We start from the raw sequence: 23,930 nt of genomic DNA, 5'->3' as shown, positions 1-23,930 counted from the left end.
GGATGAACATCGACCTTGAAGCACCATACCTGCCGCTGGTCGGCAAGCGACTGCGGCAGGAAACCTCCCGTGACGACCGCATAAAGCTTGGCTTCATGGCCGTCATCGGGCTTTACCTGGTCGTTGCCCTGGGCGCGCCGCTCTTCATCATGCTGTCGAAATCCCTCTCGACCTACCACTTCGATCTCGCCGCCTTCGAGTTCCAGGTGAGCGACGAAACGCGCACGAACTGGGGGGCGATCGTCACCGCGGACGCGCTCAACCAAGAGCTCGGCGTCGTTGCGGAAGACGAGCTTGCCAGCAGTTCCGATGGTCGCCTCGCCGCGACCAAGTTCTTCCCGGACTTCAGCTTCCGCAGCTCCGTTCACTACCGCATTCGCGGCACGACCGGTGACGCTGCCTTCCTTGCCGGCTCGACGCTGGAGAAGGGGACGGATTGGCGGGAATACGATTCCGGCACGTTCCGGCGTGTCGTGTTGCGGCCGGCGAGCAGCCTTGGCCTCGAGAACTTCAAGACCTATTTCTCGACGCCTGCACTGGCCCGCTCCATCTACAATTCGGTGCTGATGGCGGCAATCAGCACCGTGGTGACGATCTCCATCGCCTTTGCGCTCGCCTATGGACTGACGCGTAGCTGTATGCCGCTAAAGGGTCTTTTCCGCGGCATCCTGACGATCCCGATCCTTGTGCCGTCACTGCTGCCGGGCATCGCGCTCGTCTATCTCTTCGGTAATCAAGGCGTCTTCAAGGACTGGCTGATGGGTTACTCCATCTATGGTCCGATCGGCATCGTCATCGGCTCGGTCTTCTTCACGCTGCCGCATGCCTTCCTCATCATCCTGACGGCGCTGTCCATTGCCGATGCGCGGCACTACGAGGCCGCCGCGTCGCTGAAGGCCAGCAAATGGCGGACCTTCACCACCGTCACGGTGCCAGGCGCGCGTTACGGCATTGTCTCGGCAGCGTTCGTCGTCTTCACGCTGGTCATCACGGATTTCGGCCTGCCAAAGGTGATCGGCGGGCAATACAGCATGCTCGCCGTCGATATCTACAAGCAGGTGATCGGCCAGCAGAATTTCGAAATGGGGGCGGTGGTTTCCGTCATCCTGCTCGTGCCGGCAATCCTCGCCTTCGCCGTCGACCGCCGCATGCAGAAGCGGCAGGTGGCGCTGCTATCGGCCCGCGCTGTGCCCTATGCGCCAAAACCCAATGCCGGCATGGACAGGATCTGCTTCGGCTTCGCGTGCCTCGTCAGCCTGTTCATCCTCGGCATGATTGCCATGTGCCAGATCGCGGCGCTTGTAAAATTCTGGCCCTATGACCTGACGCTGACGACGAAGAATTTTGCCTTCGACCTGATGGATGGCGGCGGCTGGTCGGCCTATGGCAACTCGATCAAGCTGGCTCTGCTGACGGCATTCTTCGGCTCGCTCGTCGTCTTCGCCGGCGCCTACATGGTGGAGAAGACGGATGGCTTCCGCTTCGGCCGCAGCCTCTTCCACTTTCTGGCGATGATGCCCATGGCCGTGCCGGGCATGGTGCTCGGCCTTGCCTACATCTTCTTCTTCAACAATCCCGCTAACCCGCTGAACTCGATTTACGGAACGATGGCGATCCTCGTGATCTGTACCGTGACGCATTTCTACACGGTTGCGCATCTGACGGCACTCACCGCCCTGAAGCAGATGGATCCGGAGTTCGAATCCGTCGCCTCGTCGCTGAAGCAGCCGTTCCACAGGCTGTTCTTCCGGGTCACGGTGCCGGTCTGCCTACCGGCGATCCTCAACATCGCGATCTATCTGTTCGTCAATGCGATGACGACGGTCTCGGCGGTGGTCTTCCTCTACTCCACTGATACCAAGCTTGCGTCGGTTGCCGTGCTCAACATGGATGATGCAGGCGATATCGCGCCGGCAGCGGCGATGGGCATGATGATCTTCTACACGAATGTCGCCGCCAAGCTCATTCACGCGCTGATCGCCCGAGGGCTACTGGCCCGCACCCAGGCGTGGCGATAGGAGGTGCCCACGATCCTGATCGGACCGCACTGGAGTCGTTCTTGCCAGGCCAGGCAAACGCGACTACCGTGAGGTAGGATTAGAAAAATTAAGGGTGTCATGGCCTCCGCACATTTGCCGCTGAATTGGCTTCGGGCCTTCGAGTCCGCCGGGCGGCTCGGCACGTTCGCCGGCGCCGGCGTTGAACTGAACGTCACGCCATCCGCGGTCTCGCAGCATATCCGCGCGCTTGAGGGCAGGCTCGGCAAGGAGCTGTTCACACGGCATGCCAATGGCGTCAGGCTGACAGTTCCGGGTCGGCGTTATGCCGAGGAGCTCGGCCTGGCCTTCGCCGCGATCGACGAAGCCAGCCGCCGTTTCGCCGGGCATGGCACGCGCGAAATGCTGGTCGTGCACGTGCCCACGTCGTTTGCCAGTCAATGGATAGCACCGCGGCTCGATCTGTTTCGTGCACGTCAGCCTGAGATCGACCTCAGGCTGACGGCGCTCGACCACGGTGAGGACAAGGTTGATGCGACGATCGCGTTCGGGCTGGGCAACTGGCCGAAACACCAGGCGATGCTCCTGCTTCGTGACGAGGCATTTCCGGTCTGTGGACCGAAATATGCCGAGGCGCTCGCCTGCCCGCAGGATCTGAAGGGGCATGATCTTTTGCATGTGCCCGGATATGCGGAAGACTGGGACACATGGCTCACCCATGCCGGCGTCAAGGGCATCGATACGTCGTCCGGGTCGTTCTTCGATCAGTCGATCATGGCGATTCGGGCCGCAGTGGAGGGCAAGGGCGTGTTGTTGGGCAGGGCGGCCCTGATCGAGCGCGAGCTTTCCAGCGGCTTGCTCGTGGAGCCTTTCGGCGTCCGCCTTCCGGCTGCCGGTTCCTACTGGTTCCTCACCTCGGGGCCGAAGGAAAACCTGCCGAAAGTTGCGGCATTCCGTGACTGGCTGTCCGAGATGACGGCGGCCTAGATCAAGGATCGCTACGCGCCTCGCTCGACACCGATCGCGCTGTTGCGAAGAACGCCTGGATCGACTTGCTGTTGCGGCGATCCTTCAGGCAGATCAGCTTTTCTTGCATCGAAAGCGGATGGCCTTCGAGCGCGATTTTAACCAGCCTCGGATCGTTGTCGAATTCCGCTTCGGAGACGACCCCGATACCGAGCCCGGCGGCAACGATCCGTCGGACGGCCTCGCGCCCCTCGGCCTCGACTGCGCAACGGAGGGCTACGCCTTGCGCCTCGGCAAGCGTCTCCAGCATCTGCCTGGTGCGCGAACCCTGCTCCCGCATGACAAGGGGCCACGCGCTCAATGCTTCGAGCGGAAGGCTTGCCCGGGTCGCAAGGGGATGCGACTGCGCGACGAAGAGCACGACGGGTGAGACATTGAGCGAAAAAACCTCGAACGGCCGCTCATCGACGATGTCGCCAAGGACCCCGATATCCACATCATAGGCAAGCAGATACTCGACGATGCTATGCGAGTTTCCACCGACGATCTTGATCTGGATGCCGGGAAACCGGCTCTGGAAAACAGTGAGCACCTCGAGGACGTGATCCACCGAATCGGCTGCGATCCTGAGCATGCCCGCCCGTAGTGACCGCTCCTCCTGAAGAACCTCGAGCGCCTCGCCTTCGGCATCGAACAGGCGGCGCGTCGCCACCAGCAGCCGTGACCCTGCTGGCGTCAGCTCGATCTGGCGACGTTTTCGCACGAACAGGGCGGCATCATACTCTTCTTCCAGCCAGCGTACCTGATCGGAAATGGCGGGCTGCGTAAGGTGCAAGGTGCGCGCGGCCCGCGAAAAGCTGCCGGCGAGAGCCACGTGGTGGAAAGCCCGAAGCTGGACATAGCGCATGAGAGGCCAAGACCTTTGAGATTGACGCTTCCATGATATCGATAAATTCTTAATTTTCTAGAATAATATCGATTTTATCCGCGCTCCGATAGATGCGATAGGTTTCGCAACACGATGTTGCGATGATCGGAGAAAACGATGAAGGCCAAAGCACCCGCCTTGGTACACACGGAGGGCGAAGCCAACACGACGGCGGCGCGTGGGGCCTGGAACGCCCGGATGGGCGATGAGCGCACGCATTCCCTCGTGGCGCGCGACGCCGCCGCGTTCCTCCACCAGAGCCTGTCCAGCCCCTGCCTGTCGGCCATCGCCAAGGCGGAGGGCATCTGGATCGAGGACACCGCCGGCCGGCGCTACATGGATTTCCACGGCAACAGTGTCCACCATATCGGCTACGGCCATCCGCGGCTGAAACAGGCGATCAAGGCCCAGATCGACGATTTGTGTTTCGCGCCGCGTCGTTTCACCTGCGAACCTGCTGTCGAGCTTGCCGAAATGCTGGGCAAGCTTGCGCCTGGCGATCTCGGCAAGGTTCTGTTCACCACGGGTGGGTCGGATGCGGTCGAGGTTGCACTGAAGCTGGCGCGCGCCGCCACCGGCCGCTTCAAGACCCTTTCCTTCTGGGACGCCTTCCACGGCGCCGGTTTCGGCGCGTCGAGCGTCGGCGGCGAGGCGACCTTCCGCTCGGGCATCGCCGGCCCGCTCCTGCCGGGCGCCGAGCATGTCGCGCCATGGGCGAACCGCCACTGCGCTTATGGCCAGGACAATCTCGAAAGCTCCGCCCGCGCCTGCGCCAACATGATTTCTTACGTGCTGGCGCGCGAGGGCGATTTTGCAGCCCTTGTCGCCGAGCCGATGCGGGCAACGCCCAATCCGCCTGCACCGGGTTTCTGGAAACAGGTGCGCGAGGCCTGCGACCGGCACGGGACCTTGCTGATCTTCGACGAAATTCCGACCGGTCTCGGCAAGACCGGCCGCTTCTTTGCGTGCGAGCACGACGGGGTCGTTCCCGACATCCTCGTCCTCGGCAAATCGCTCGGTGGCGGCATCCTGCCGATTGCCGGCGTTGTCGCCCGGCGTGATCTCGATGTCGCGGGCGATTATGCCATCGGCCACTACACCCATGAAAAGAACCCCGTTACCGCGCGCGCGGCGCTGACGACCATCTCCATCATCCTCGAGGAGGGGCTCGCCGAGCGTGCCGCCGAACTCGGTGCCTACGCGATGGACCGGCTCGGGACCTTCGGCGAACGCTGCGCAGCAATCGGCGATGTGCGCGGCCGCGGCCTGCTCTTCGGCGTCGAGATCGTCTCAAGCCGGACGGATTTCACGCCGGACAATGCGCTGGCCGAACGGGCCTATTATCGCTGCCTGGATGCGGGTTTGAGCCTGAAAATCAGCCAGGGCAACGTCATGACGCTCTCGCCGCCCCTGGTGGCCTCCCGCGAGGAGCTCGACCGGGCACTGACGATCGTCGAACAGTCGATCCTCGCGGGTTAAGGGGACCGGTATCGGACAAACCAGGAGCAATGCCATGAAAGCCGTCCGGACGGATCAGGAAATCGAATGCCCGGAAATCGACGCCGGTCTCCGCGCACGCGGCGTCGAACTCGTCGCGTTGCCGGATGGCGTCCCGGAGGACAGGCTGATGTGGGAGGTGGCGGACGCCGACCTCCTGCTGATGTGCTACACGCCGATCACCGCCCGCATCATCGCTGCGGCAAAGCGGCTTCGGGGTATTGTCAAATATGGTGTCGGCATCGATGCTATCGACATTCCAGCAGCCATGGCGCGTGGCATACCGGTCGTCAACGTGCCGGACTACGCACAGGAGACGGTGGCCGAAGCGGCCTTTGCCCTGACGATTGCGCTTGCCAGGCGCCTACCCGAGATTGGCCAGGCCATGGAGCGCGATGGTTGGATCTGGCCGGATGGTCGCTGGCTGGGGCGCGACATTGCGGGTGCGACGATGGGACTGGTGGGCACCGGAAAGATCGGCCGAAGCATGGCGCGCATGGCGGGCGCCGGCTTTCGTGCGCGTGTTCTCGGCTACGATCCGCATGTCGATGCAGCAGCGATGGCCGCATCCGGAATCGAGAAGGTCGACGATCTTCAGGCGATGTTGCGGCAATGCGATTTCGTTTCGTTGCACACCATGCTGAACGCCTCGACACGCCATCTGATCGGCCGGGCCGAACTCGCCTGCCTGAAACCATCGGCAATACTCGTCAATGTTTCGCGTGGCGCGCTAATCGACGAGGCAGCACTGGTCGAAGCCGTGCTTGCAGGCCGCCTCGGCGGCGTCGGACTGGATGTCTACGGTCAGGAACCCCTGGCGAAGGAGGGCCATCCCCTCAGTGCCCTCTTCGGGCGTCCCGATGTCATCCTATCTCCACACCTGGCATTCTTCACCGACGAAGCGATGCGGCGTCTTTCCGACGACACGCTGGCCCGCTGCTTCGAGGTGTTGGAAGGCCGGCCGGTCGAGATACGATCGCATGACCCGCGCCTGCGCATGCAGGAGCACAACGTCGTCTTCGTGTGAGGCATTCTTGGCTGCCTTCTCAACTTTGTCCTCGTTATGAGCTGCCGTGAGCGGGGTTGCCTGGGAAAATCTCGCGGATCGGCGCTGAAATGCGCCTGTTCCGCATTAGGCGACACGACGCTCCTCCAAAACCATCCGGCTTTCCTCTTTACCGCCCGCGAGGGTGAGTCGGCGACGGTCAGTTTCGGCCATTCGCGTTGCCAGCGGGGTGCAGCCGTGGCGCTCCCGATAGGTCCGGGAAAAATGCGATGCGCTGGAGAAGCCGCAGGCCATGGCGATCTCGATGACGGGCTGCGATGAACTGAGCAACAGCAGGTGCGCCCGCTCCAGTCGCATATCGAGATAGTAGCGCGCCGGCGATCGCCCCATCTCGCGCTGGAACAGGCGCTCCATCTGGCGGCGCGAAAGCCCGCTTGCCGGCGTCATGTCGGCAAGCTTCAGCGGCTCGGCAAGATTCGCCTCCATTTGCTCGACGATGCGGATCAGGATCGGGTTGTCGATGCCGAGGCGCGCCTGCAGCGGCAGTCGCTGGCGTTCGCCCGCTTCGCGCACGCGTTCGGAAAGCGAAAGCTCACAGATGCGATTGACGACATCCTGCCCCAGATCTTCCTCCACGATGCGCAGAAGCATATCGAAAGGCGCGTTTCCGCCGGCGCAAGTATAGAGGTCATTGTCGATCTCATAGGCGCTCTGGCGTGTGTCGACGGCGAAAAACCGTTCGGAAAAATCCGGGAAATGTTCCCAGTGCACGGTGCAGCGGTGGCCGTCGGCCATGCCGGTTCGTGCAAGACAGTAGACCCCGCCGGCAACGCCTGCGAGCGGAACTCGGTTGCGCCGGGACAGCCGGAGCCATGCCTCAAGCGCCCTGTCCTCTAGCGGGGCCGCTCGCCCGCCGCAAACGACGATGAGGCGCGACTGTACCGGCTGATGCGGCCACGCGCGTGCCTCGGCAAGCGCTCCATCAGGCGCGATGCGGGTTCCGCAGGCGCTCAAGACGGCTTGGCCATCCCCTGTCACGACATGCCAGCCATAGATCGGGCGACTCGCCACCGCATTGGCCAGGCGAAGCGCCTCCACCGCTGCGGAAAAGGCATGCAGAGTGAAACTATCGAGCAGATAGAAAGTGAAGCGGCCGCCCCGCGCGCATGTCTGCTGCATTGTGCTCTCCCACGGTGTCGGAGGTACTGTGCAAAAAACAATTACATTATGCAACATAAATGAACAAGATCGGCGTTAGGTTGGGGCTGAAATCGCTATGATAGGGGGTGTGAAACCACCCACGCTTTTGCCGCGCGGCTTGCCAAAACAACAAAAATCACCGCAGATATCCACATGACTGATCCTCAAAGCGCCCGGGCTCTTGCCCCCCGCCGTCACGGCGAGATTCTTCGCCGCCTGGCTGCCGACGGCACGGTCGGCATCACCGTGCTTGCTGAGTTCTTCGACGTGTCGCGTCAGACGATCCGCCGCGATCTGAAGCTTCTCGCCGATCGCGGTCAGCTCGATCTCGTGCATGGCGGCGCGACCCTGTTCGAGCCGACAGAGGCGGCCTTTACCGCGCGGCGCGAAGAGAATGCCGATGCAAAGGCTGCGATCGGCCGGGCTGCGGCGGATCTGGTGCGTGACGGCATGGTGGTCTTTCTCGATTCTGGTACGACCACGCTTGCGACGGCCCACGCGTTGTTGGAGCGAAAAAACCTAACGATTTGTACGACTTCGCTTTCGATCGCGCTTCTGATGTGCCGGCAATCGATGACGCGTGTGCACATGCTGGGCGGTGAGATCGATCGAGACGAGGAAGCCTCCATCGGCGTTGATGCGCTGGAGGCGATCAATCACTTCCGCGTCGATGTCGCCTTCCTGGGTGGCGGTGGCCTGTCGCCGGATGGCGAGGTGACGGACTTTACTCGCAATGGCGCCGAACAGCGGTCGCGCATGGCGGCGACGGCCGGCAAGGCCTACTTCCTCCTCGACAGCTCGAAATTCGGCCGACTGACGCCGCTGCGGATTCCACGGTTCGAACTTGCCGCCGGCGTGGTCGTGGATCGCCGTCCGCCGGAGGCGATTTGCGAGGCGCTGGAGCGAAAAGGCCCAGCCTTGATCGTTGCTGAGTGACGAAATGTAATAATTTGTAACTTTTTGTCTTGTCCTTTTCCATCGTTTTGCTACGGTGCGGCCTTCCAGAGCTTCGGGAGGTCGCTTTATGGCGCAGGAATTTCCAACACACGCACAGGTCGTCATCATTGGCGGCGGCATCATCGGCTGTTCGGTCGCCTATCATCTGACCAAGCTTGGCTGGACGGATGTCGTGCTCCTGGAGCAGGGGCAGCTCAGCGGCGGCACGACCTGGCATGCCGCCGGTCTCGTCGGCCAGTTGCGCAGCCATGCCAACATGACAAGCCTCATCAAATATTCGACGCAGCTCTACAGCGAACTGGAGGCTGAGACGGGGCTTGCCACAGGCTGGAAGAACTGCGGCTCGGTCTCGGTGGCGCGCACGGCGGATCGTATGACGGTGCTGAAACGCACCGCGGCCTCCGCCCGCGCGCAGGGCGTCGCGATCGAGGTGATCTCGCCGAAGGAGGCGCAGGATCTCTGGCCGGTCATGGCGATCGACGACCTCGTCGGCGCTGTCTGGTTGCCCGGCGATGGCAAGGCCAATCCGACCGATCTCACGCAATCGCTCGCCAAGGGCGCTCGCAACCGCGGCGCGCGTATTGTCGAGCGGGTGCGGGTCACCGGAATTTCGACGAAAAATGGTGCGGTCACCGGCGTGGACACGGATCGTGGCGCGATCGCGGCGCAGATCGTGGTCAATTGCGCCGGCCAATGGGCACGCAAAGTCGGCCAGATGTGCGGTGTCTCCGTGCCGCTCCATTCGGCGGAGCATATGTACATCGTCACTGGCAAGATCGATGGCGTGCATCCCGACCTGCCGGTGATGCGCGACCCCGACGGGTACATCTATTTCAAGGAAGAGGTCGGTGGCCTCGTGATGGGTGGTTTCGAGCCGGAAGCCAAGCCGTGGGGCATGACGGGCGTTCCGGACGATTTTGAGTTCGCGTTGCTGCCAGATGACTGGGACCAGTTCGAAATCCTGATGCAGAATGCACTGGAGCGCGTTCCGCAGCTGGCGACTTCCGAGGTCAAGAAATTCTACAACGGCCCGGAAAGCTTTACGCCGGACAACAACTTCATTCTCGGCGAAGCCCCGGAGTTGAAGAATTTCTACGTCGGCGCCGGCTTCAACTCCATGGGCATCGCCAGTGCCGGCGGGGCAGGGCGGGCGCTAGCGGAATGGATCGTCAATGGTGCCGCGACCATGGACCTCTGGCCCGTCGATATTCGCCGTTTTGCGAACTTCAACAACAACCCGCGCTGGCTGCACGATCGCGTCAAGGAAACGCTCGGTCTCCACTATGCCATGCCCTGGCCGAACCGCGAGCTGGATACGGCGCGCCCCTTCCGCCGTTCGCCGCTCTACGACCGGCTTGCTGCAAAGCGCGCCTGCTTCGGCTCGAAGATGGGTTGGGAGCGCGCCAACTGGTTTGCCGCTGCGGACGAGACGCCGGTCACGGCCTATTCATTCGGCCGACAGAATTGGCACGAAGCCGTCAGGCGCGAAATGGAGGCGACGCGCAATGCCGCCGGTGTCTTTGACCAGACGTCTTTCGCCAAGCTGCTCGTCCAGGGGCGGGATGCCGCGGCTGCACTGAACCGCATCTGCGCTGCCGAGGTCGATGTCGAAATCGGCCGTTCCGTCTATACGGGCCTTTTGAACGAGCGCGGCGGCTATGAGAGCGACTTGACGGTCATGCGTCTGGCAGCCGATCGCTTCCTTCTCGTCACCGGTTCGGCGCAGGCCGTGCACGATGCGGACTGGATCCGCAAGAACATCGTAGCGGATGCCCATGTGACGCTCACCGACGTCACCTCCGCCTATGCCGTCCTGGCACTGATGGGGCCGAAGTCGCGCGACATCCTCGCCCGTCTCACCTCCGCCGATCTTTCCAACGAAGGCTTTCCCTTCGCCACGATCCGCGAAATCGATATCGGTTATGCTACTGCCTATGCAAACCGCATGACCTATGTTGGTGAACTCGGCTGGGAACTGATCGTGCCGACGGAATTCGCCGTTGGCGTTTATGAGGCGCTGCACGAGGCAGGCCGCGACTTCGGGCTGCTGGATTGCGGCTACTATGCGCTGGAGGCGCTCCGGTTGGAAAAGGGCTATCGCGCGTGGAGCCGCGAGCTGACGCCGGATATCACCCCATACGAGGCGGGTCTTGCCTTCGCGGTTGCCCTGGACAAGCCGGGCGGCTTCATCGGCCGGGAAGCGCTTGTTGCCGCAAAGGCCAAGGGTGTGCCAGCCCGGCGTATCGTGCAGTTCACCGTGGACGATGCATCGCCCATGTTATGGGGCGGTGAACTGATCCTGAGCGACGGCAAGCCGATCGGCGAAGTGCGCTCGGCGGCCTATGGTCATGCGCTCGGCCGTTCCGTCGCTCTCGGCCTCATCGAACATGCGTCCGGCGTGGACAAGGATTTTCTGACCGGGAGCCGCTTCGAGGTCGAGCTTGCCGGCGAGCGCTTTGCGGTGACGGCCCACCTTTCGGCGGCCTATGACGCAAAAGGTCTGCGGGTGAAGGCATAGGCGGGCTCTAAACGTCGTTGCCTTGGCCTGCCTGTTATGGTTCCTGATGGTGGGCCGCGGCTGCGGGACATCCCATCATCAGTGAAAGCGCGCAGCAGCGGCTGCGCGCGAGAAAATGCGCCGAGCGAGGACGACGTCTTGCATAACCCGAAAGTGCCCGTCGGTATCGTCATCGCGCTCGGCATGACCCAGATCATCGGCTACGGCAGCCTCTACTACAGCTTCAGCATCCTGGCGCCTGCTGTCGCCAAGGATATCGACCTCACCGTCGCGCAGGTCTTCGCCGTCTTCTCCGCGTCGCTGTTCGTTGGAGGTTTAGCGGCGCCCTACATCGGCCGCCAAATGGATCGCATCGGCGCTGCAACGGTGATGACGATCGGTTCGGCCTTGTCTGCGCTGACCTTGGTCCTCTGCGCGTGGTCGCCGTCCGTCGCGGCCTTCGCCCTCGCCATCGTGCTCCTGGAAATATCGTCCGGCATGGTCCAGTACCAGGCGGCCTTTGCGACACTGGTGGAGGCCGATCCCCGATCCGCCTCCAGAAGCATCACGTATCTCACGCTTATCGCCGGCTTTGCCTCCACGATCTTCTGGCCGATCTCGACAGCGCTGATGGGCTATCTGTCCTGGCGCGAGATCTATCTCGTCTATGCTGTGCTCAACTTGGCCGTCTGCATGCCGCTGCATCTCTGGATCATGAGGAAAGACAGGCTTGCCGCGACCGGCGGATCGCGGCCGGTGCGCGAACATGTCATCGGAGCGATCCCGCGTGAACGACGCCGCAACACCGTGCTCCTCTTGTCTGTTGCATTCGCGCTTCTGGGATTCACCCTGGGCGCGATGCTCGCGCATATGGTGCCGATGCTTACGGCACTCGGCCTTGGAAGTGCTGCCGTTGTCATCGGTGCACTGTTTGGTCCGGCGCAGGTTCTCAGCCGGCTGATCAACATGATCTTCGGCACGCGACTGGCTCCACCGGCCCTTGCCTTGATGTCGGCCATGCTCATGGTTCTCAGCGTCATCATCCTGGCGCTGTCCGGCGACTGGCTTCCGGGGGCGGTCGCCTTTTCCATTTGCCTCGGCCTCGGATCGGGTATCAACAGCATCGCCCAAGGCAGCCTGCCTCTCTATCTGTTCGGCTCCGACGGCTATGGCGCCCTCACCGGAAAGATGGCCGCTGCGCGGCTGGCTGCCGGCGCAGCAGCGCCATTTGCGTTCGCGGCAACGATGGAGACGTTCGGGTTAGGAGCTTCGCTCATCGTCAGCGCCGCCCTTGGTTCCATTGGGATCGGTGCGTTTGTCGCAGTCGCCGTGTCGGCGAAGCGGAGCGTCGTCCGCGCCCCATGAACCGTTAAATTGCATGGGATGAGCGCCCGCAGGTTTGGCAAGAGGGAGATGCCGTCATCAACGGCGCGGCATCTCCCGTCCCATGCAGGGATTCTGATGCAGACCCCGTCTCGAACTACATGCGGATGCGCTCGCCGGAAGGATCATAGGCGCACCGCTCCACGATCTTTGCCCTGCTGCGGCGGCCGAAGGCCTCGACGTCGATTTCACTGAGTGCCATGTCCTCGCCCTTGAGATACCCAAAGACGATCGACGCGCCGACGGTATGGCCGAAATCGCCGCTGGTGGTCATGCCGACGACGCGGCCGTTGACCGACATTGCTTCGCCGCCATAGACCGGCAGAGGTTCATCGAGCTGGAAGCAGGCGAGTTTACGGACGATGCCGCTCTCCTTCTGGGCCGCGATCGCGTCGCGACCCAGGAAATCGCCCTTCTTCATCGACACGGCAAAGCCAAGTCCCGCCTCCAGAGGTGTGTCGTCAGGGGTGACGTCCGCGCCCCAATAGAGGTAGCGCTTTTCCATGCGCAGACTGGAGATTGCCTTGTAGCCGACGTCGGCGATGCCGAATTCGGCACCTGCCCCTTTCAGCAGCTCGTAGACATAGGCCATGTATTCGGTGGGTACATGCAGTTCCCAGCCGAGTTCGCCGACATAGGTGACACGCGCGGCCATGACCGGCGCCCAGCCGATGCGGATGTCGCGACACGTCATGTAGGAGAAGGCGTCGTTGCCGAGGTCGTTTTCACTCACCTTGGCAAGGACGTCGCGCGAAAGCGGGCCGCAAAGATTGATGACACCATAGCCGCCCGTCACATCCTGTACGTGAACCGATCCGTCGCGCGGCATGTGGCGGCGGATCCAGCCGCCGTCGCGCGTGCCGAAGGCCGAGCCGGTCACCACATGGAACCGGTCCTCACGCCGTCGCATGATCGTGAGGTCGGCCTCGATGCCGCCGCGCCTGTTGAGGAGCTGCGTATAGATCACGGCATTTTCACTGCGGTCGACGTTGGCGGCCGCCAGCCATTGCAGGTAACGGAGAGCGCCCGGGCCGGTAACCTCGAACTTGGAAAAGGACGATTGGTCGATCAGTGCCACGCCTTCGCGGACCGCCCGGTGCTCGCGGCCGATGACCTCGGCATAGGGCGCGCGCTCAAAGGTTTCGAGCGGCGGTTTTGGCTCGCCGGCTTTCAGGAAATAGTTGGGCCGCTCCCAGCCGAATTTCACGCCGTTGACCGCCCCATTGGCCGTGAGGGTCTCATAGAGCGGCGAGCGACGGAGCGGACGGCAGGCCGAGCGCTCCTCTTCCGGCCAGGCGACGGCGTAGTATTTCGAGTAGGCCTCAATGGCACTGTCACGCAGATAGGCAAGCCCGCCATGCGGTTGACCGAAGCGGCGCAGGTCGAAGGCCCAGAGATCCATGCCGGGGTCGCCTTCCAGGATCCAGTTTGCCATGGCACGTCCAGCCCCACCCGAAGCCGCGATTCCGGACGTGAAGCCGCAGGCGACGAAGAAATTCTCGAAGTCGCCGGCAAGGCCCATGACCGGCTCGCCATCGGCCGAGATCGGTATCGGGCCATTGACCACGGAGCGCACGCCGAGTTCGTTCAAGATCGGAATGCGGTTCGACGCCCCTTCGATCACCTCGGCGATACGCTCGAGGTCGTCGGCGAACAGTTCCTGACCGAAGCTCATCGGCAGCTTGCCGAGGCCATAGGCGGCGCGTGTTTCCTTCTCCCAGCCGCCGATCACCATCGCGCCCGGCTCCGGCTTGACGTAGAAATTGGCGTCGGGGTCGCGCAGTGTCGGCAGGTTGTCCGGCACCAGAGGTGATTTCTCCGTCACGAAATATTCGTGCTCGACCACGGTGATCGGCAGGTCGATGCCTGCGAGCTCGCCGAGCTGGCGCGCCCAGAGGCCGGCGGCATTGACGACCACCTCGCAGCCAATGTCGCCCTCGGTGGTCTTGACGGTCGTGATGCGGCGATCCTTGATAGCAAAGCCGGTTACGGTAACGCCCTCGACAATGCGCACGCCGCCGGCTCGTGCACCCTTGGCATAGGCATGGGTCAACGAATAGGGATCGACATGGCCGTCCGAGGCGATCCAGGTCGCGCCGCGCAACCCCTTGACGTCGACAAGTGGAAACAGTCGCCTGATTTCGTCGGGGCCAACCAGCTCCATGTCGAAGCCGTAACTTTTGGCGGCGGTGTGGGCGCGTTTCGATTCCTCCCAGCGGGCATCGGAGGCGGCAAGTCTGAGGCTGCCGACGTTCTTCCAGCCGACGTCCTGGCCAGTCTCGGCACCGATCCGGGCGCAGAGATCGGCGCTGTATTGCATCAGACGGGTGAGGTTCACCTTGCTGCGCAGCTGGCCCATCAGCCCGGCGGCATGCCAGGTGGAGCCGGCGGTCAATGCGGTTTTCTCGAGGAGAAGGACGTCTTTTTCTCCTGCTCTCGCGAGATGATAGGCGATGCTGGTGCCGATTGCGCCTCCGCCGACAATGACGATGCGGGCGTGGGAGGGAACTTTGCTGGGCATATTCGGCCTTTCCGGTTGGGGCTTTCGACAGCGAGATGGTTTGTTTGCCCGTTGAAGCGGCCTCTTGCCGGCGCAACGCGATTTCTTAGAGGTCGAGGACGAGCCTTGGTGAACGCGCCCGGGAGCAGCAGACCGTGAGATAATCCTGCCGCTCGAGTTCGCAGAGCGCTTCGTCCCGATGGTCAGGAATGCCGTCGATGTAGCGGACCATGCAGGAGCCACAGATTCCCTGCCGGCAGCTCGTTGCGATCCCATGTCCACGCTCGGCCAGTGCAGCTAGCAACGTCTTGTCGGCCGGCACTGTGATGACCTCACCACTTGAGGCGATCTCGACTTCGAATGCCCGGTCACCCTCGGCCAAGCGCTCGTTCGGGGCGACGGACTCGACATGAATCTGATGAGGCGGCCAGCTTTCGGTCGCCTTGCCAAAGGCTTTGAGGAACCCTGGCGGGCCGCAGGCATAGACATGCGTTCCGGCGGTAGCCTTGCCGACCATTGCGGGCATGTCCGGGCGGCGGGCGGGATCGTTGCCGTCGTGATGGAGCGCTGCGTGGCCGGCGGCGATTTCGTCGAGAATGAATGTGCAGGACGCTGTTTCTTCGAGAGAGCGTGCGCAGACATGAGCGAAGTAGTCCGCCCCGGCCTGCCGTAAATGATGGATCATCGCGATGATTGGGGTGATGCCGATTCCGGCGGCGATCAGGAGATGACGCTCCGCATCTTCGGCCAGCGCAAAACCGTTGCGCGGGCGGTCGGCACGCACTATGGCCCCGTGCGTGAATGTTCTGGCCACCTCCAGTGAACCGCCCTGGCCCTGGTCTTCACGCTGGACGGCGACCCAGTATTCGGACGTCCGGGCGGGGTCACCACACAGCGAGTAACAACGCAAGTGGCCGCTTGGGAGGTGGAAGCTGAGATGAGCGCCGGCGTCCCAGGCCGGAAGGCGCTCACCGGAGGGCGAGACCAACCTGTAGGCCGAAGCTCGGGCGGTCAGCGCTTTGATATCGGTGACTTGAAGCAGGATTTCCGGCCCGGAGTGCATGGCTGGCATCAATTCGGCAGGATCAGGTGGTCATCCGCTGGGCATACCAACGGATGTAGCGATCGACGTTCTGCTCTTTGGTTGGGGAATAGGGCCCGGGTTCGAAGCCGGGCGAGGTGATGCCGATCCATTGCCGTCGACAGATCTCCCAGTCCTCCGACATGACCTGGTCGTGGAAAGCCGCGATCTTTTCGGGATCGTAGTCGCGGCCCTCGACGGCCGCCTCATCGACAAGCCAGTAGCCGCGCACGATCGTCTTCGTCGGCGAGACCGGCGTGATGCGCACGGTATGGGCATAGTCGGCGTTCGCGTGGCACCAGAAGTTGATGTTCGTGTTGGCGCGGGCCGTTCCCATGTCGGGATCGGTGAAACCGGCCATCAGCACGTCGCATACCAACTGGCCGTCCGGGCTTTCGGTGACCATGCCCTTGCGCACCGGCGTGCGATTGGCGCGAAACCATTCGGCGGTGTTGTTCGACGACGTGTTGACGCGGGCGACGTCGAGCCCTGCCTTTTCCCAACGGATCGTGCAGTCGGCAAGGCGTTCGGCGATCTCGTCCTTCAATGCCGGATTGTCGTTTTCGGTGTCGTACTGAACCGAAACGTATCCGTGATGGTTTGCCTCGCAATGGTAGCACTCGCGGTTGTTCTCGACGACGATTTTCCAGTTCACATCGAGATGATAGTCGCGGATGAGCGCCATTTTCGCGCGGGCGATACCCTGGGATTTCAGGATGGGCGAAAGGTGATCATGCAGTTCGTGGAACGGCAAAGGCGTCTCGGCGAGATTGACGAAGATCAGCCCGTGCAGTTCCCCGACATGAACCGGTTTCAGCCTGTGGGCGCTCTTGTCGAAATCGTCGCCCATCATCGGCGCGCCGATCAGCGCTCCGTCATGGGTGTATGACCAGGAATGATAGGGGCAGACGAGGCGCGAAGCCGTGCCCTTTTCTTTGGTACAGATGATCGAGCCACGGTGTCGACAGACATTGTGATGGGCGTGGATTTTTCCGTCACGGTCACGCACCACGACGACCGGCGCACCGCCGACATCGAGCGTGATATAGTCTCCCGACTTCGGCAACTCGATCGTGTGTCCGGCAAAGAACCAGTTGTTGCGGAATATCTTCTCCTGCTCGGCGGCAAAGATCTCATCACTCAGGTAGAACTGGCGTGGCAGGCCCTTGCCTGTGCTATAGGTCGAGAACATATCCATTTCGGCAGATCCTAAACGCAGGTTTGTTCGACTGGAGATGAGGCTACCTGCATCTCGCTCCGTCGAGCAAACGCGAATACCTTCGGGTCTGCGCAAGAAAATCTAAGGGTACCGAGTGTGCCGAACGCGTCCCTTGGGCAACATCATGCCCAAGGAATTCGTGGTGAAAATCGCTCTGGAAAAACAAACTCGGGCCAGATCGATGCGCTGGCCCGGAGATTCCATTGTCTGCCAAGCGGTCGCTTGCTTATGTTGAATTGTGAATGCCGGCGGTGAGCTTGTCCCCACGGCTTTGCACCAGCGTGTCCTGCCGAGGCGTCTCCATAGGGGAGAAGCCGAAGCGCTTCTTGTAGCAGGTTGCAAAATACTGGCTGGAGGAGAAGCCGCAGTCAAAAGCGACGTGGGTCACGGATTGCCGGCCATCTTCAAGGAGTTGGCGAGCGGCATTGAGCCGAAGCATCTGGAGATAGCGGACGGGCGTCATGTTGGTCAGCACCTGGCAATGCTGGGTGAACTGGGTGCGCGAAAGGTTGCACTCGGCCGCCATGTTCTCCAGCGTCCAGTCTTCGTCAAGCGCGTGTCGTAGTCGTTTCAGGAAGATTTCCACCGTGCGTTTCGAGCTTGCCAGCGCAATGTCGAGCACCGGCGACTGGCTCTCCAGCATCTGGCGAAACTGCAGCAGCATCATCGAGATCAGCAGGCGAAGCCTCGCCTCGCCGCCCTCGATATCGCCGCCTGCCACCACTTCGTGTATCTCCAGGAAGGTACGCGTGACGTCGCGTGAAGCGAGATAGGAAATCTGCTCGTTCTTCGACAGGAGTTCGCTCAGCCTTTTGCGGTCTCGCTCCGGCCAGCCGATCCATTCGGGCCAAAGCCAGGTCTCGTGCGGGCGGCGCACACCCATGTCCATCAGGACCCAGATGATATGGCTGGCGCCGATGGTCGGGTCGCCGAGCGCATGCAACTGCCAGGGCCGCACGACGAACATCTGGCCTTCGTTGAGCGTGGTCTTCCGGCCGTCCATCGTGATGGTCAGCGAGCCGCGCGCGAGATAGGCGATCTTCACACCCTCGTTGCAATGTTCGCGCAACCCCCAGTCCTGTGGCGTTGTCGCGTCCCAGCCGCCGACGGAGCAGACTTGTGGCAGAGCCTTCCCAAGGTCCGTCCCCGGATAACCCCGCCTCGTCCAGGCATTGAGCGAGACCTGTCCAGCAAGCGACGCCTTCATCAGGTCCTGGCAGTTGCCGGCATAGAGCAGGGCGCCCGGCTCACGAAAAACCGCGGGCCGGCTGACCGCCCGTTCGTTGTTGGCTTTGTTCATCACTCTCCTCCGCCGGTGTTCAAAATTTACCACTCCTCTATTTCGAACGCGGGCAACGATTTATTGCGCAATGCTTGGCCATCATCAAGCGACAAATCGAGGCGCTGGTGATTTGCCGTTGAAACTCAACGGCATGGAGGAGAAATGGGGAGGATTTGCCGGTGCGGATAGGCTTCCACACGGATGCGTTCAATTCGGTCTACTGGTCGTTCGAAAAATGCTTGCAGTGGGCGAGCGACAACGATGTGCACTTCATCGAGTGTGGCCTGATCGACGGCGTGAGCTGGATTCATGGCCTCGGCTATCAACCCCATGTCGCGCTCTACGAAGACCCCGCGCTGCTGCGCCGCAAGATGGATCGCTACGGCGTGCGGTTTTCCCAGGTCGATGCCGCCTATCCGCTTTCCGGCGAAGACGGGCCGCTCCGGGGCGTGCCCTATGTGCTGAAATCGATCGCCTGGGCCGCGCAAGCCGGCAGCCCCTGCGTCGACACGACCGACGGGCTTCACATGCCGGAAGGCTTGAGCGAAGAGGAATCGATGGCGCTGATGAAGCGCAGCTACGAGAAGATCATCGAGGTCGCGGAGGCGCACGAGATCATCGTCAACATCGAGCCGCACGGTCATTTCACGACACGTCCGGAATTTATGGCGCGCATGCTGGCCTTCGTCGATTCGAAGTGGCTGCGCATGAACATGGATACCGGCAACACCTTCATCGCCGGCCAGGAGCCGACCGAGTTTCTTCCGCGTTTCATCGACAAGGTCAGCCATGTCCACGTCAAGGACGTATCGCAATCGCTGGCAGATGCGGTGCGCGGCGGGCAGACCGGCATTGCCGTCAGTCATTGCGCGCTTGGCGACGGCGTCAATGCAGAGAACATCAAGGCCTGCCTCGCCCAACTGCGTGACCATGGCTATGACGGCGTGCTGAGCCTCGAATGCGAGGGCGCGGCCGGACCGATGATCGAGAAGTCGCTCGCCTGGATCCGCGGCACCTGCGGCGATCTCGGCATCAAGCTGCATTGAGCGCGCCATGAAACTCGGCATCAACCTTCTGTGCCTGACCGACTTCGTCGAGGACAGTCATTTCGACAGCATCGGGCGGCTGCGTGACCTTGGCTATGATGGCGTCGAGGTGCCGGTCCTCAAGGGGGCGGTCGGCCACTATGAGCGCCTGGGCAAAAAACTCGACGCTCTCGGCCTTGGCCGGTCGACCACGTCGATCGTGCCAACGCCGGAGGCCAGCCCCGTCAGCAGTGATGCCGAGGTGCGGGCGCGCGGGCTTGCGCATCTCGACTGGGCGCTGGATTGCGCCATCGCGCTCGGCGCCGAGAGCATGGGTGGCCCGTTTCACGCGCCGATCGGCGTCTTCACGGGCACCGGCGCCACCGAGGACGAACTGAAATACGGTGCGGATGCACACCGCGCGCTGGCCGAGCGGGCGGCAACTCACGGCATGCATCTGAGCCTGGAGCCGCTCAACCGCTTCGAGACCTATTACCTCAACACGATGGAGCAGGCCCGCGCGTATGTCGACCGGGTTGGACACCCCGCCTTCAAGATCATGTACGACACGTTCCACGCCAATGTGGAGGAACGCCGGCAGGAAGAGGCCATCCGGTTGATCGGTCCGGATATCGGCATTTTCCATGTGTCGGAGAACGACCGTGGCATCCCCGGGCGGGGGCACATAGACTTCGCGGCGATGTTCACCGTGTTGAAGGAGATCGGTTATGACGGCTGGTTGACGCTTGAGGCCTTCGGGGCCGGCCTGCCGGCTATCGCGGCGGCGACCCGCGTCTGGCGGCCGCTGTTTCCGGATTTCGAGACGCTTTTCTCCGAAAGCGCAACGTTCATTCGCAAGACATGGGCAGCAGCATGAGCAATCCCGCAATCGAGATGCGCGGCATCACCAAGAGTTTCCCCGGCGTGAAGGCGCTGAAGAGCGTGAGCTTTTCCGCCCATCCTGGCGAAGTGCACGCGCTCGCCGGTGAAAACGGTGCCGGCAAGTCGACGCTGATGAAAATCCTGTCCGGCGTCTATCGGCTGGATGGCGGCGCCGTCGTCGTCGGCGGCGAGGAGCGGCATTTCAGCCATCCGCTGGAGGCGATCCGCGCCGGCATCGCCGTGATCTACCAGGAATTTTCCCTGCTGCCGGAGCGCACCGTCGCACAGAACATCTTTCTCGGCCGGGAGCCGACGCGGCTTGGCCTGATCGACCACAAGGCAATGAACGCGGAGGCACGGCGGGTGCTCGCGCTGTTCGGCTCGGCGCACCGCATTGAGCCGGATACGGTCGTCGCCGATCTCGACGTCGCGAGCCAACAACTCGTCGAGATCGCCAAGGCAGTGTCGCTCGATGCGAAGGTCATCGTGATGGACGAGCCGACCGCGGCGCTCAACGAGGCGGAATGCGAGGTGCTGTTCGGGCTCGTCGACACGCTGAAGAAGCGCGGCGTGGCGATCGTCTATATTACCCATCGCATGCGGGAGATCACGCGGCTGGCCGACCGGGTAACCGTTCTGAAGGACGGTGAGACGGCCGCGAGATTCGATCATGTGCCGCAACCCGATACGATCGTGCGCGCCATGGTCGGCCGCGATATCGGCGATTTTTATGCCGCACCGGCAACGCCGGGGGAGATCGGCAACGTCGTGCTGTCCGTGCGCCATGCGGGCAATGAGTGGCTGAAGGACATTTCCTTTGACCTGCGCGCCGGCGAGATCGTCGGTTTTGCCGGGTTGCAGGGGGCAGGGCGCGTGGCGCTTGCCCAGGCGATTTTCGGCTTTGCACCCTTCGCCGAAGGTGAGGTTTTGCTTGCGGGTAAGCCAGCGCGTTTCACCAATCCACGCGACGCCATTCGCGCCGGTATCGGCCTGTTACCGGGTGACCGCAAGGCCGAGGGACTGGTGCTGATGCAGTCGGTTGCCGACAATGGTTTGCTGACGGCGCGTGCACTTTCCGGCCTCGCGGGCAAGGCCGATGCGACGCCGTTAGCCTCCGCCGAAGAGATGGACAAGCTGCTGCACGAGCTCGACGTCAGGGCCGGCAGCTTTTCCCAGGAGATCAAGGCGCTGTCCGGCGGCAATCAGCAGAAGGCGATCGTCGCGCGCTGGCTGGCGCTGGCACCGCGGCTGCTGATCTTCGTCGAGCCGACGCGCGGCATCGACGTCAATGCCAAGGCCGGCATCTATCACCTGATGCGTGATCTCGCGCGCAAGGGCACGGCGATCATGATGGTGTCGTCCGACCTGCCGGAGGTGCTGGGCGCCGCCGACCGTATCCTCGTCATGCGCGCCGGCGAACTCGTGGCCGCGTTCCCGCGCGGCGTGTCGGAAGCCGATGTCATGCTTGCCGCAACCGGCGAAGAGGCGGTGGCGGCATGAACACGGCAACCCTCACCAAACGTCCTGCCTGGCGCATGGAGCGCTATGCACCGGCTCTGCTGCTTGCCGCGGCGCTTGCCATCTACATTGTGATCGCGCTCAGCCTCGGCCTCACGCGATTCCTCACGCCGGAAGCGGCGGTCTCCATCCTCAACCGTTCCATAGCACTCGGCATTACCGCCGTCGGCCAGACGTTTGCGATCCTCGTCGGCTCGATCGACCTGTCGGTGGCGCATCTGATCTCGGCTTCCGCCGTCGTCTCGTCGGCGATCATGAACGGCGACCCGGCGATGATGGTGCCTGCGGTCCTCGTGGTGCTGCTGATGGGTGCTGTCGTGGGCACGCTGAACGGGCTGATGATCACCAAGCTTGAAGTCAATCCGCTGATCGCGACACTCGGCATGGCGCTGATCATCCAGGGTTGCCTCGCCTCCTTCCATGGCCGGTTCGGTGGCTCGGTGCCGGATGCCTTCCAGTATTTCGCCTATGGCGAGGTGCTCGGCCTGCCAGTCAGCCTCATCGCTCTGGCGCTCCTCGTCCTGGTGGCCTGGGCCGTGCTGCGCTTCACCCGCTTCGGCTCGAACATCTATTCGGTCGGCGGCAATCGCGATACGGCTCGGGCGGCCGGCATCAAGACGGCGCGGGTGGTGATGGCGAGCCACATCATCTGCAGCCTGTGCGCCTCGCTTGCCGGCCTCTATCTCGCAAGCCGGCTGAAATCAGGCTCGCCGTGGATTGGTACGGAGGGTGCCTATGACCTGGAATCCATTGCCGTGGTCGTCATCGGCGGCACGATTCTGTCCGGCGGCAAGGGCGGAATCTGGGGCACCGTGGCGGGCGTCATCATCTTCTCGCTGATCGATTCGATCTTCAATCTCGCCGGCGTCGATGCTTTCGCCAAGCAGGTGATGCGCGGCATCATCATCGTCGCCGCCGTCGCCTTCTACGCCGTGCGTTCGAAGAGGATAGTGGCATGATCCAGGAAACCGTCGATTCCGCAAAGGTGCCCGGCGCCGCAAGGGGTGGCCGCCTGCCGAAGATCAATCCGGTCTTCTTCGTGCTCGCCGCGCTGCTTGTCGCCATCACGCTGTCCAATCCGAATTTCGTCGAGCCCATGGGATACATGAATTTCCTGAAGCGCGCCGCACCGTTGGCGATCCTCGCCGCCGGCCAGATCTACGTCATCGTTTCGGGCGGCTTCGATCTCTCGGTCGGCTCGGTGATCACGCTGACGGTGGTCGGTTCGTCGATGCTGCTCAACAACAATGCCGATGCCGCCTGGTGGGTGATCCCGGTCATGTATGCGGTCGGGCTTGCCGTGGGCGTGGTTAATGGCCTCGTCGTCAGCTATTTGCGGGTGCCCTCGCTGATCGCCACGCTCGGCATGATGATCACGCTGAACGGCGCGGCCTTCATGTGGTCGAGCGGGTCGCCGCGCGGCTACCTACCGGACACCTTCCGCTTCTTCGGACGCGTGAACATTCAGGGTATTCCGCTCATTCAGTTCCTGCCGGTGGCACTACTCGTCCTCATCGTGGTTGGGATCGGCCTGTTCTGGCTCATGCACCGCACCAATCTCGGGCGTTTGCTGCATGCCATCGGCGACAATCCGCGGGCGGCGCAGATGTCGGGTGTTCCCTTGGAGCGGGTGCGCATCATCGCTTTCGTCGTCTCGTCGCTGAGTGCCGTGACGGCCGGCATCCTGCTTGGCGGCTTTGCCGGTGTCTCGACGGATGTCGGCGTGGGTTACGAATTGCAGGCGATCACCGCCTGCGTCATCGGCGGCGCACAGCTTCTCGGCGGGCGCGGCTCGGTGCCGGCCTCGATTGCCGGCGCGCTGACGCTGACGGCGATCTTCACGCTGCTCAACTTCATCGGCTTGCCGAAACCGGTGCGCGACGTCGTGCAGGGCGTGATCCTGATCGTCGCCGTCGTGCTTGCAACCTACCGGCGCAACCGCGCCGGCCGGACCTGAATTTCGCCGGCCGCAAGGCCGTCGGGAGGAACCTG

At 62.7% G+C, this 23,930-nt stretch carries 18 protein-coding genes; 12 read left to right on the top strand and 6 right to left on the bottom strand.

Annotated elements, in window-relative coordinates:
* The first annotated feature begins 2 nt into the window (after nucleotides 1-2).
* Together BSY16_RS29090 and BSY16_RS29085 are read left to right on the top strand one after the other, a co-directional pair.
* Nucleotides 3-2,018 carry a putative 2-aminoethylphosphonate ABC transporter permease subunit gene (locus BSY16_RS29090; protein ID WP_069063230.1) on the top strand — a complete coding sequence of 672 codons (2,016 nt, stop codon included), beginning with the start codon at nucleotides 3-5 and terminating at the stop codon, nucleotides 2,016-2,018.
* 99 nt (nucleotides 2,019-2,117) lie between these two features.
* Complete coding sequence (locus BSY16_RS29085; RefSeq protein WP_069063229.1) at nucleotides 2,118-2,984, top strand: LysR substrate-binding domain-containing protein; 867 nt, start codon at nucleotides 2,118-2,120, stop codon at nucleotides 2,982-2,984.
* A gap of 1 nt (nucleotide 2,985) precedes the next feature.
* Here BSY16_RS29085 and BSY16_RS29080 read toward each other — a convergent pair whose 3' ends face one another.
* On the bottom strand, nucleotides 2,986-3,870 hold the full coding sequence (locus BSY16_RS29080; protein WP_069063228.1) for a LysR substrate-binding domain-containing protein: 885 nt from the start codon (nucleotides 3,868-3,870) through the stop codon (nucleotides 2,986-2,988).
* A gap of 138 nt (nucleotides 3,871-4,008) precedes the next feature.
* Between BSY16_RS29080 and pbfA the strand changes: the two genes are divergently transcribed.
* Together pbfA and BSY16_RS29070 are read left to right on the top strand one after the other, a co-directional pair.
* On the top strand, nucleotides 4,009-5,370 hold the full coding sequence (gene pbfA / locus BSY16_RS29075; RefSeq protein ID WP_069063227.1) for a (R)-1-hydroxy-2-aminoethylphosphonate ammonia-lyase: 1,362 nt from the start codon (nucleotides 4,009-4,011) through the stop codon (nucleotides 5,368-5,370).
* 34 nt (nucleotides 5,371-5,404) lie between these two features.
* The gene (locus BSY16_RS29070) at nucleotides 5,405-6,415 is read left to right on the top strand and encodes a 2-hydroxyacid dehydrogenase (protein WP_069063226.1); all 1,011 of its coding nucleotides are present in this window, start codon (nucleotides 5,405-5,407) and stop codon (nucleotides 6,413-6,415) included.
* 105 nt (nucleotides 6,416-6,520) lie between these two features.
* Here BSY16_RS29070 and BSY16_RS29065 read toward each other — a convergent pair whose 3' ends face one another.
* On the bottom strand, nucleotides 6,521-7,573 hold the full coding sequence (locus BSY16_RS29065; RefSeq protein ID WP_069063225.1) for a GlxA family transcriptional regulator: 1,053 nt from the start codon (nucleotides 7,571-7,573) through the stop codon (nucleotides 6,521-6,523).
* A 174-nt stretch (nucleotides 7,574-7,747) separates the two neighbouring features.
* On the opposite strand from BSY16_RS29065, the gene BSY16_RS29060 reads away from it, so the two are divergent.
* The 3 genes from BSY16_RS29060 (at nucleotide 7,748) to arsK (ending at nucleotide 12,413) form a co-directional block, all read left to right on the top strand.
* Nucleotides 7,748-8,530: a DeoR/GlpR family DNA-binding transcription regulator gene (locus BSY16_RS29060; RefSeq protein WP_069063224.1), complete on the top strand. Its 783-nt coding sequence runs from the start codon at nucleotides 7,748-7,750 to the stop codon at nucleotides 8,528-8,530.
* Nucleotides 8,531-8,618: 88 nt separating this feature from the next.
* A complete protein-coding gene (locus BSY16_RS29055; RefSeq protein WP_069063223.1) occupies nucleotides 8,619-11,069 on the top strand; it encodes a GcvT family protein in 2,451 nt (816 codons plus the stop codon).
* A gap of 138 nt (nucleotides 11,070-11,207) precedes the next feature.
* Nucleotides 11,208-12,413 carry an arsenite efflux MFS transporter ArsK gene (gene arsK, locus BSY16_RS29050; RefSeq protein ID WP_502696019.1) on the top strand — a complete coding sequence of 402 codons (1,206 nt, stop codon included), beginning with the start codon at nucleotides 11,208-11,210 and terminating at the stop codon, nucleotides 12,411-12,413.
* Nucleotides 12,414-12,528: 115 nt separating this feature from the next.
* On the opposite strand, the gene BSY16_RS29045 is transcribed toward arsK, so the two are convergent.
* The 4 genes from BSY16_RS29045 to BSY16_RS29030 all read right to left on the bottom strand — a co-directional run bounded on the left by BSY16_RS29045 (nucleotide 12,529) and on the right by BSY16_RS29030 (nucleotide 18,531).
* On the bottom strand, nucleotides 12,529-14,952 hold the full coding sequence (locus BSY16_RS29045) for a GcvT family protein (RefSeq protein WP_069063222.1): 2,424 nt from the start codon (nucleotides 14,950-14,952) through the stop codon (nucleotides 12,529-12,531).
* Between the two features lie 85 nt (nucleotides 14,953-15,037).
* Complete coding sequence (locus BSY16_RS29040; RefSeq protein WP_069063221.1) at nucleotides 15,038-15,994, bottom strand: PDR/VanB family oxidoreductase; 957 nt, start codon at nucleotides 15,992-15,994, stop codon at nucleotides 15,038-15,040.
* A 22-nt stretch (nucleotides 15,995-16,016) separates the two neighbouring features.
* A complete protein-coding gene (locus BSY16_RS29035; protein WP_069063220.1) occupies nucleotides 16,017-17,210 on the bottom strand; it encodes an aromatic ring-hydroxylating oxygenase subunit alpha in 1,194 nt (397 codons plus the stop codon).
* A gap of 247 nt (nucleotides 17,211-17,457) precedes the next feature.
* Nucleotides 17,458-18,531, bottom strand: coding sequence for an AraC family transcriptional regulator (locus BSY16_RS29030; RefSeq protein ID WP_069063219.1), 1,074 nt, complete (start codon nucleotides 18,529-18,531; stop codon nucleotides 17,458-17,460).
* A gap of 161 nt (nucleotides 18,532-18,692) precedes the next feature.
* Here BSY16_RS29030 and BSY16_RS29025 point away from each other — a divergent pair, with 161 nt between their 5' ends.
* The 5 genes from BSY16_RS29025 to BSY16_RS29005 are packed head-to-tail and all read left to right on the top strand — an operon-like array spanning nucleotide 18,693 to nucleotide 23,895.
* Nucleotides 18,693-19,559, top strand: coding sequence for a sugar phosphate isomerase/epimerase family protein (locus tag BSY16_RS29025; protein ID WP_171902495.1), 867 nt, complete (start codon nucleotides 18,693-18,695; stop codon nucleotides 19,557-19,559).
* 7 nt (nucleotides 19,560-19,566) lie between these two features.
* A complete protein-coding gene (locus tag BSY16_RS29020) occupies nucleotides 19,567-20,415 on the top strand; it encodes a sugar phosphate isomerase/epimerase family protein (protein WP_069063217.1) in 849 nt (282 codons plus the stop codon).
* Entirely contained in the window at nucleotides 20,412-21,920 is a 1,509-nt protein-coding gene (locus BSY16_RS29015) for a sugar ABC transporter ATP-binding protein (protein ID WP_083243247.1), read from the top strand. The genes BSY16_RS29020 and BSY16_RS29015 overlap by 4 nt, the downstream gene beginning before the upstream one ends.
* Entirely contained in the window at nucleotides 21,917-22,897 is a 981-nt protein-coding gene (locus tag BSY16_RS29010; protein ID WP_069063215.1) for an ABC transporter permease, read from the top strand. The genes BSY16_RS29015 and BSY16_RS29010 overlap by 4 nt, the downstream gene beginning before the upstream one ends.
* A complete protein-coding gene (locus tag BSY16_RS29005) occupies nucleotides 22,894-23,895 on the top strand; it encodes an ABC transporter permease (protein WP_069063214.1) in 1,002 nt (333 codons plus the stop codon). Before BSY16_RS29010 ends, BSY16_RS29005 begins: the two co-directional genes overlap by 4 nt.
* Nucleotides 23,896-23,930: the final 35 nt, after the last annotated feature.

Origin of the sequence: Sinorhizobium sp. RAC02 (assembly GCF_001713395.1) — a bacterium.
GTDB lineage: Bacteria > Pseudomonadota > Alphaproteobacteria > Rhizobiales > Rhizobiaceae > Shinella.
This window is presented reverse-complemented; position numbering and strand designations above follow the sequence as displayed.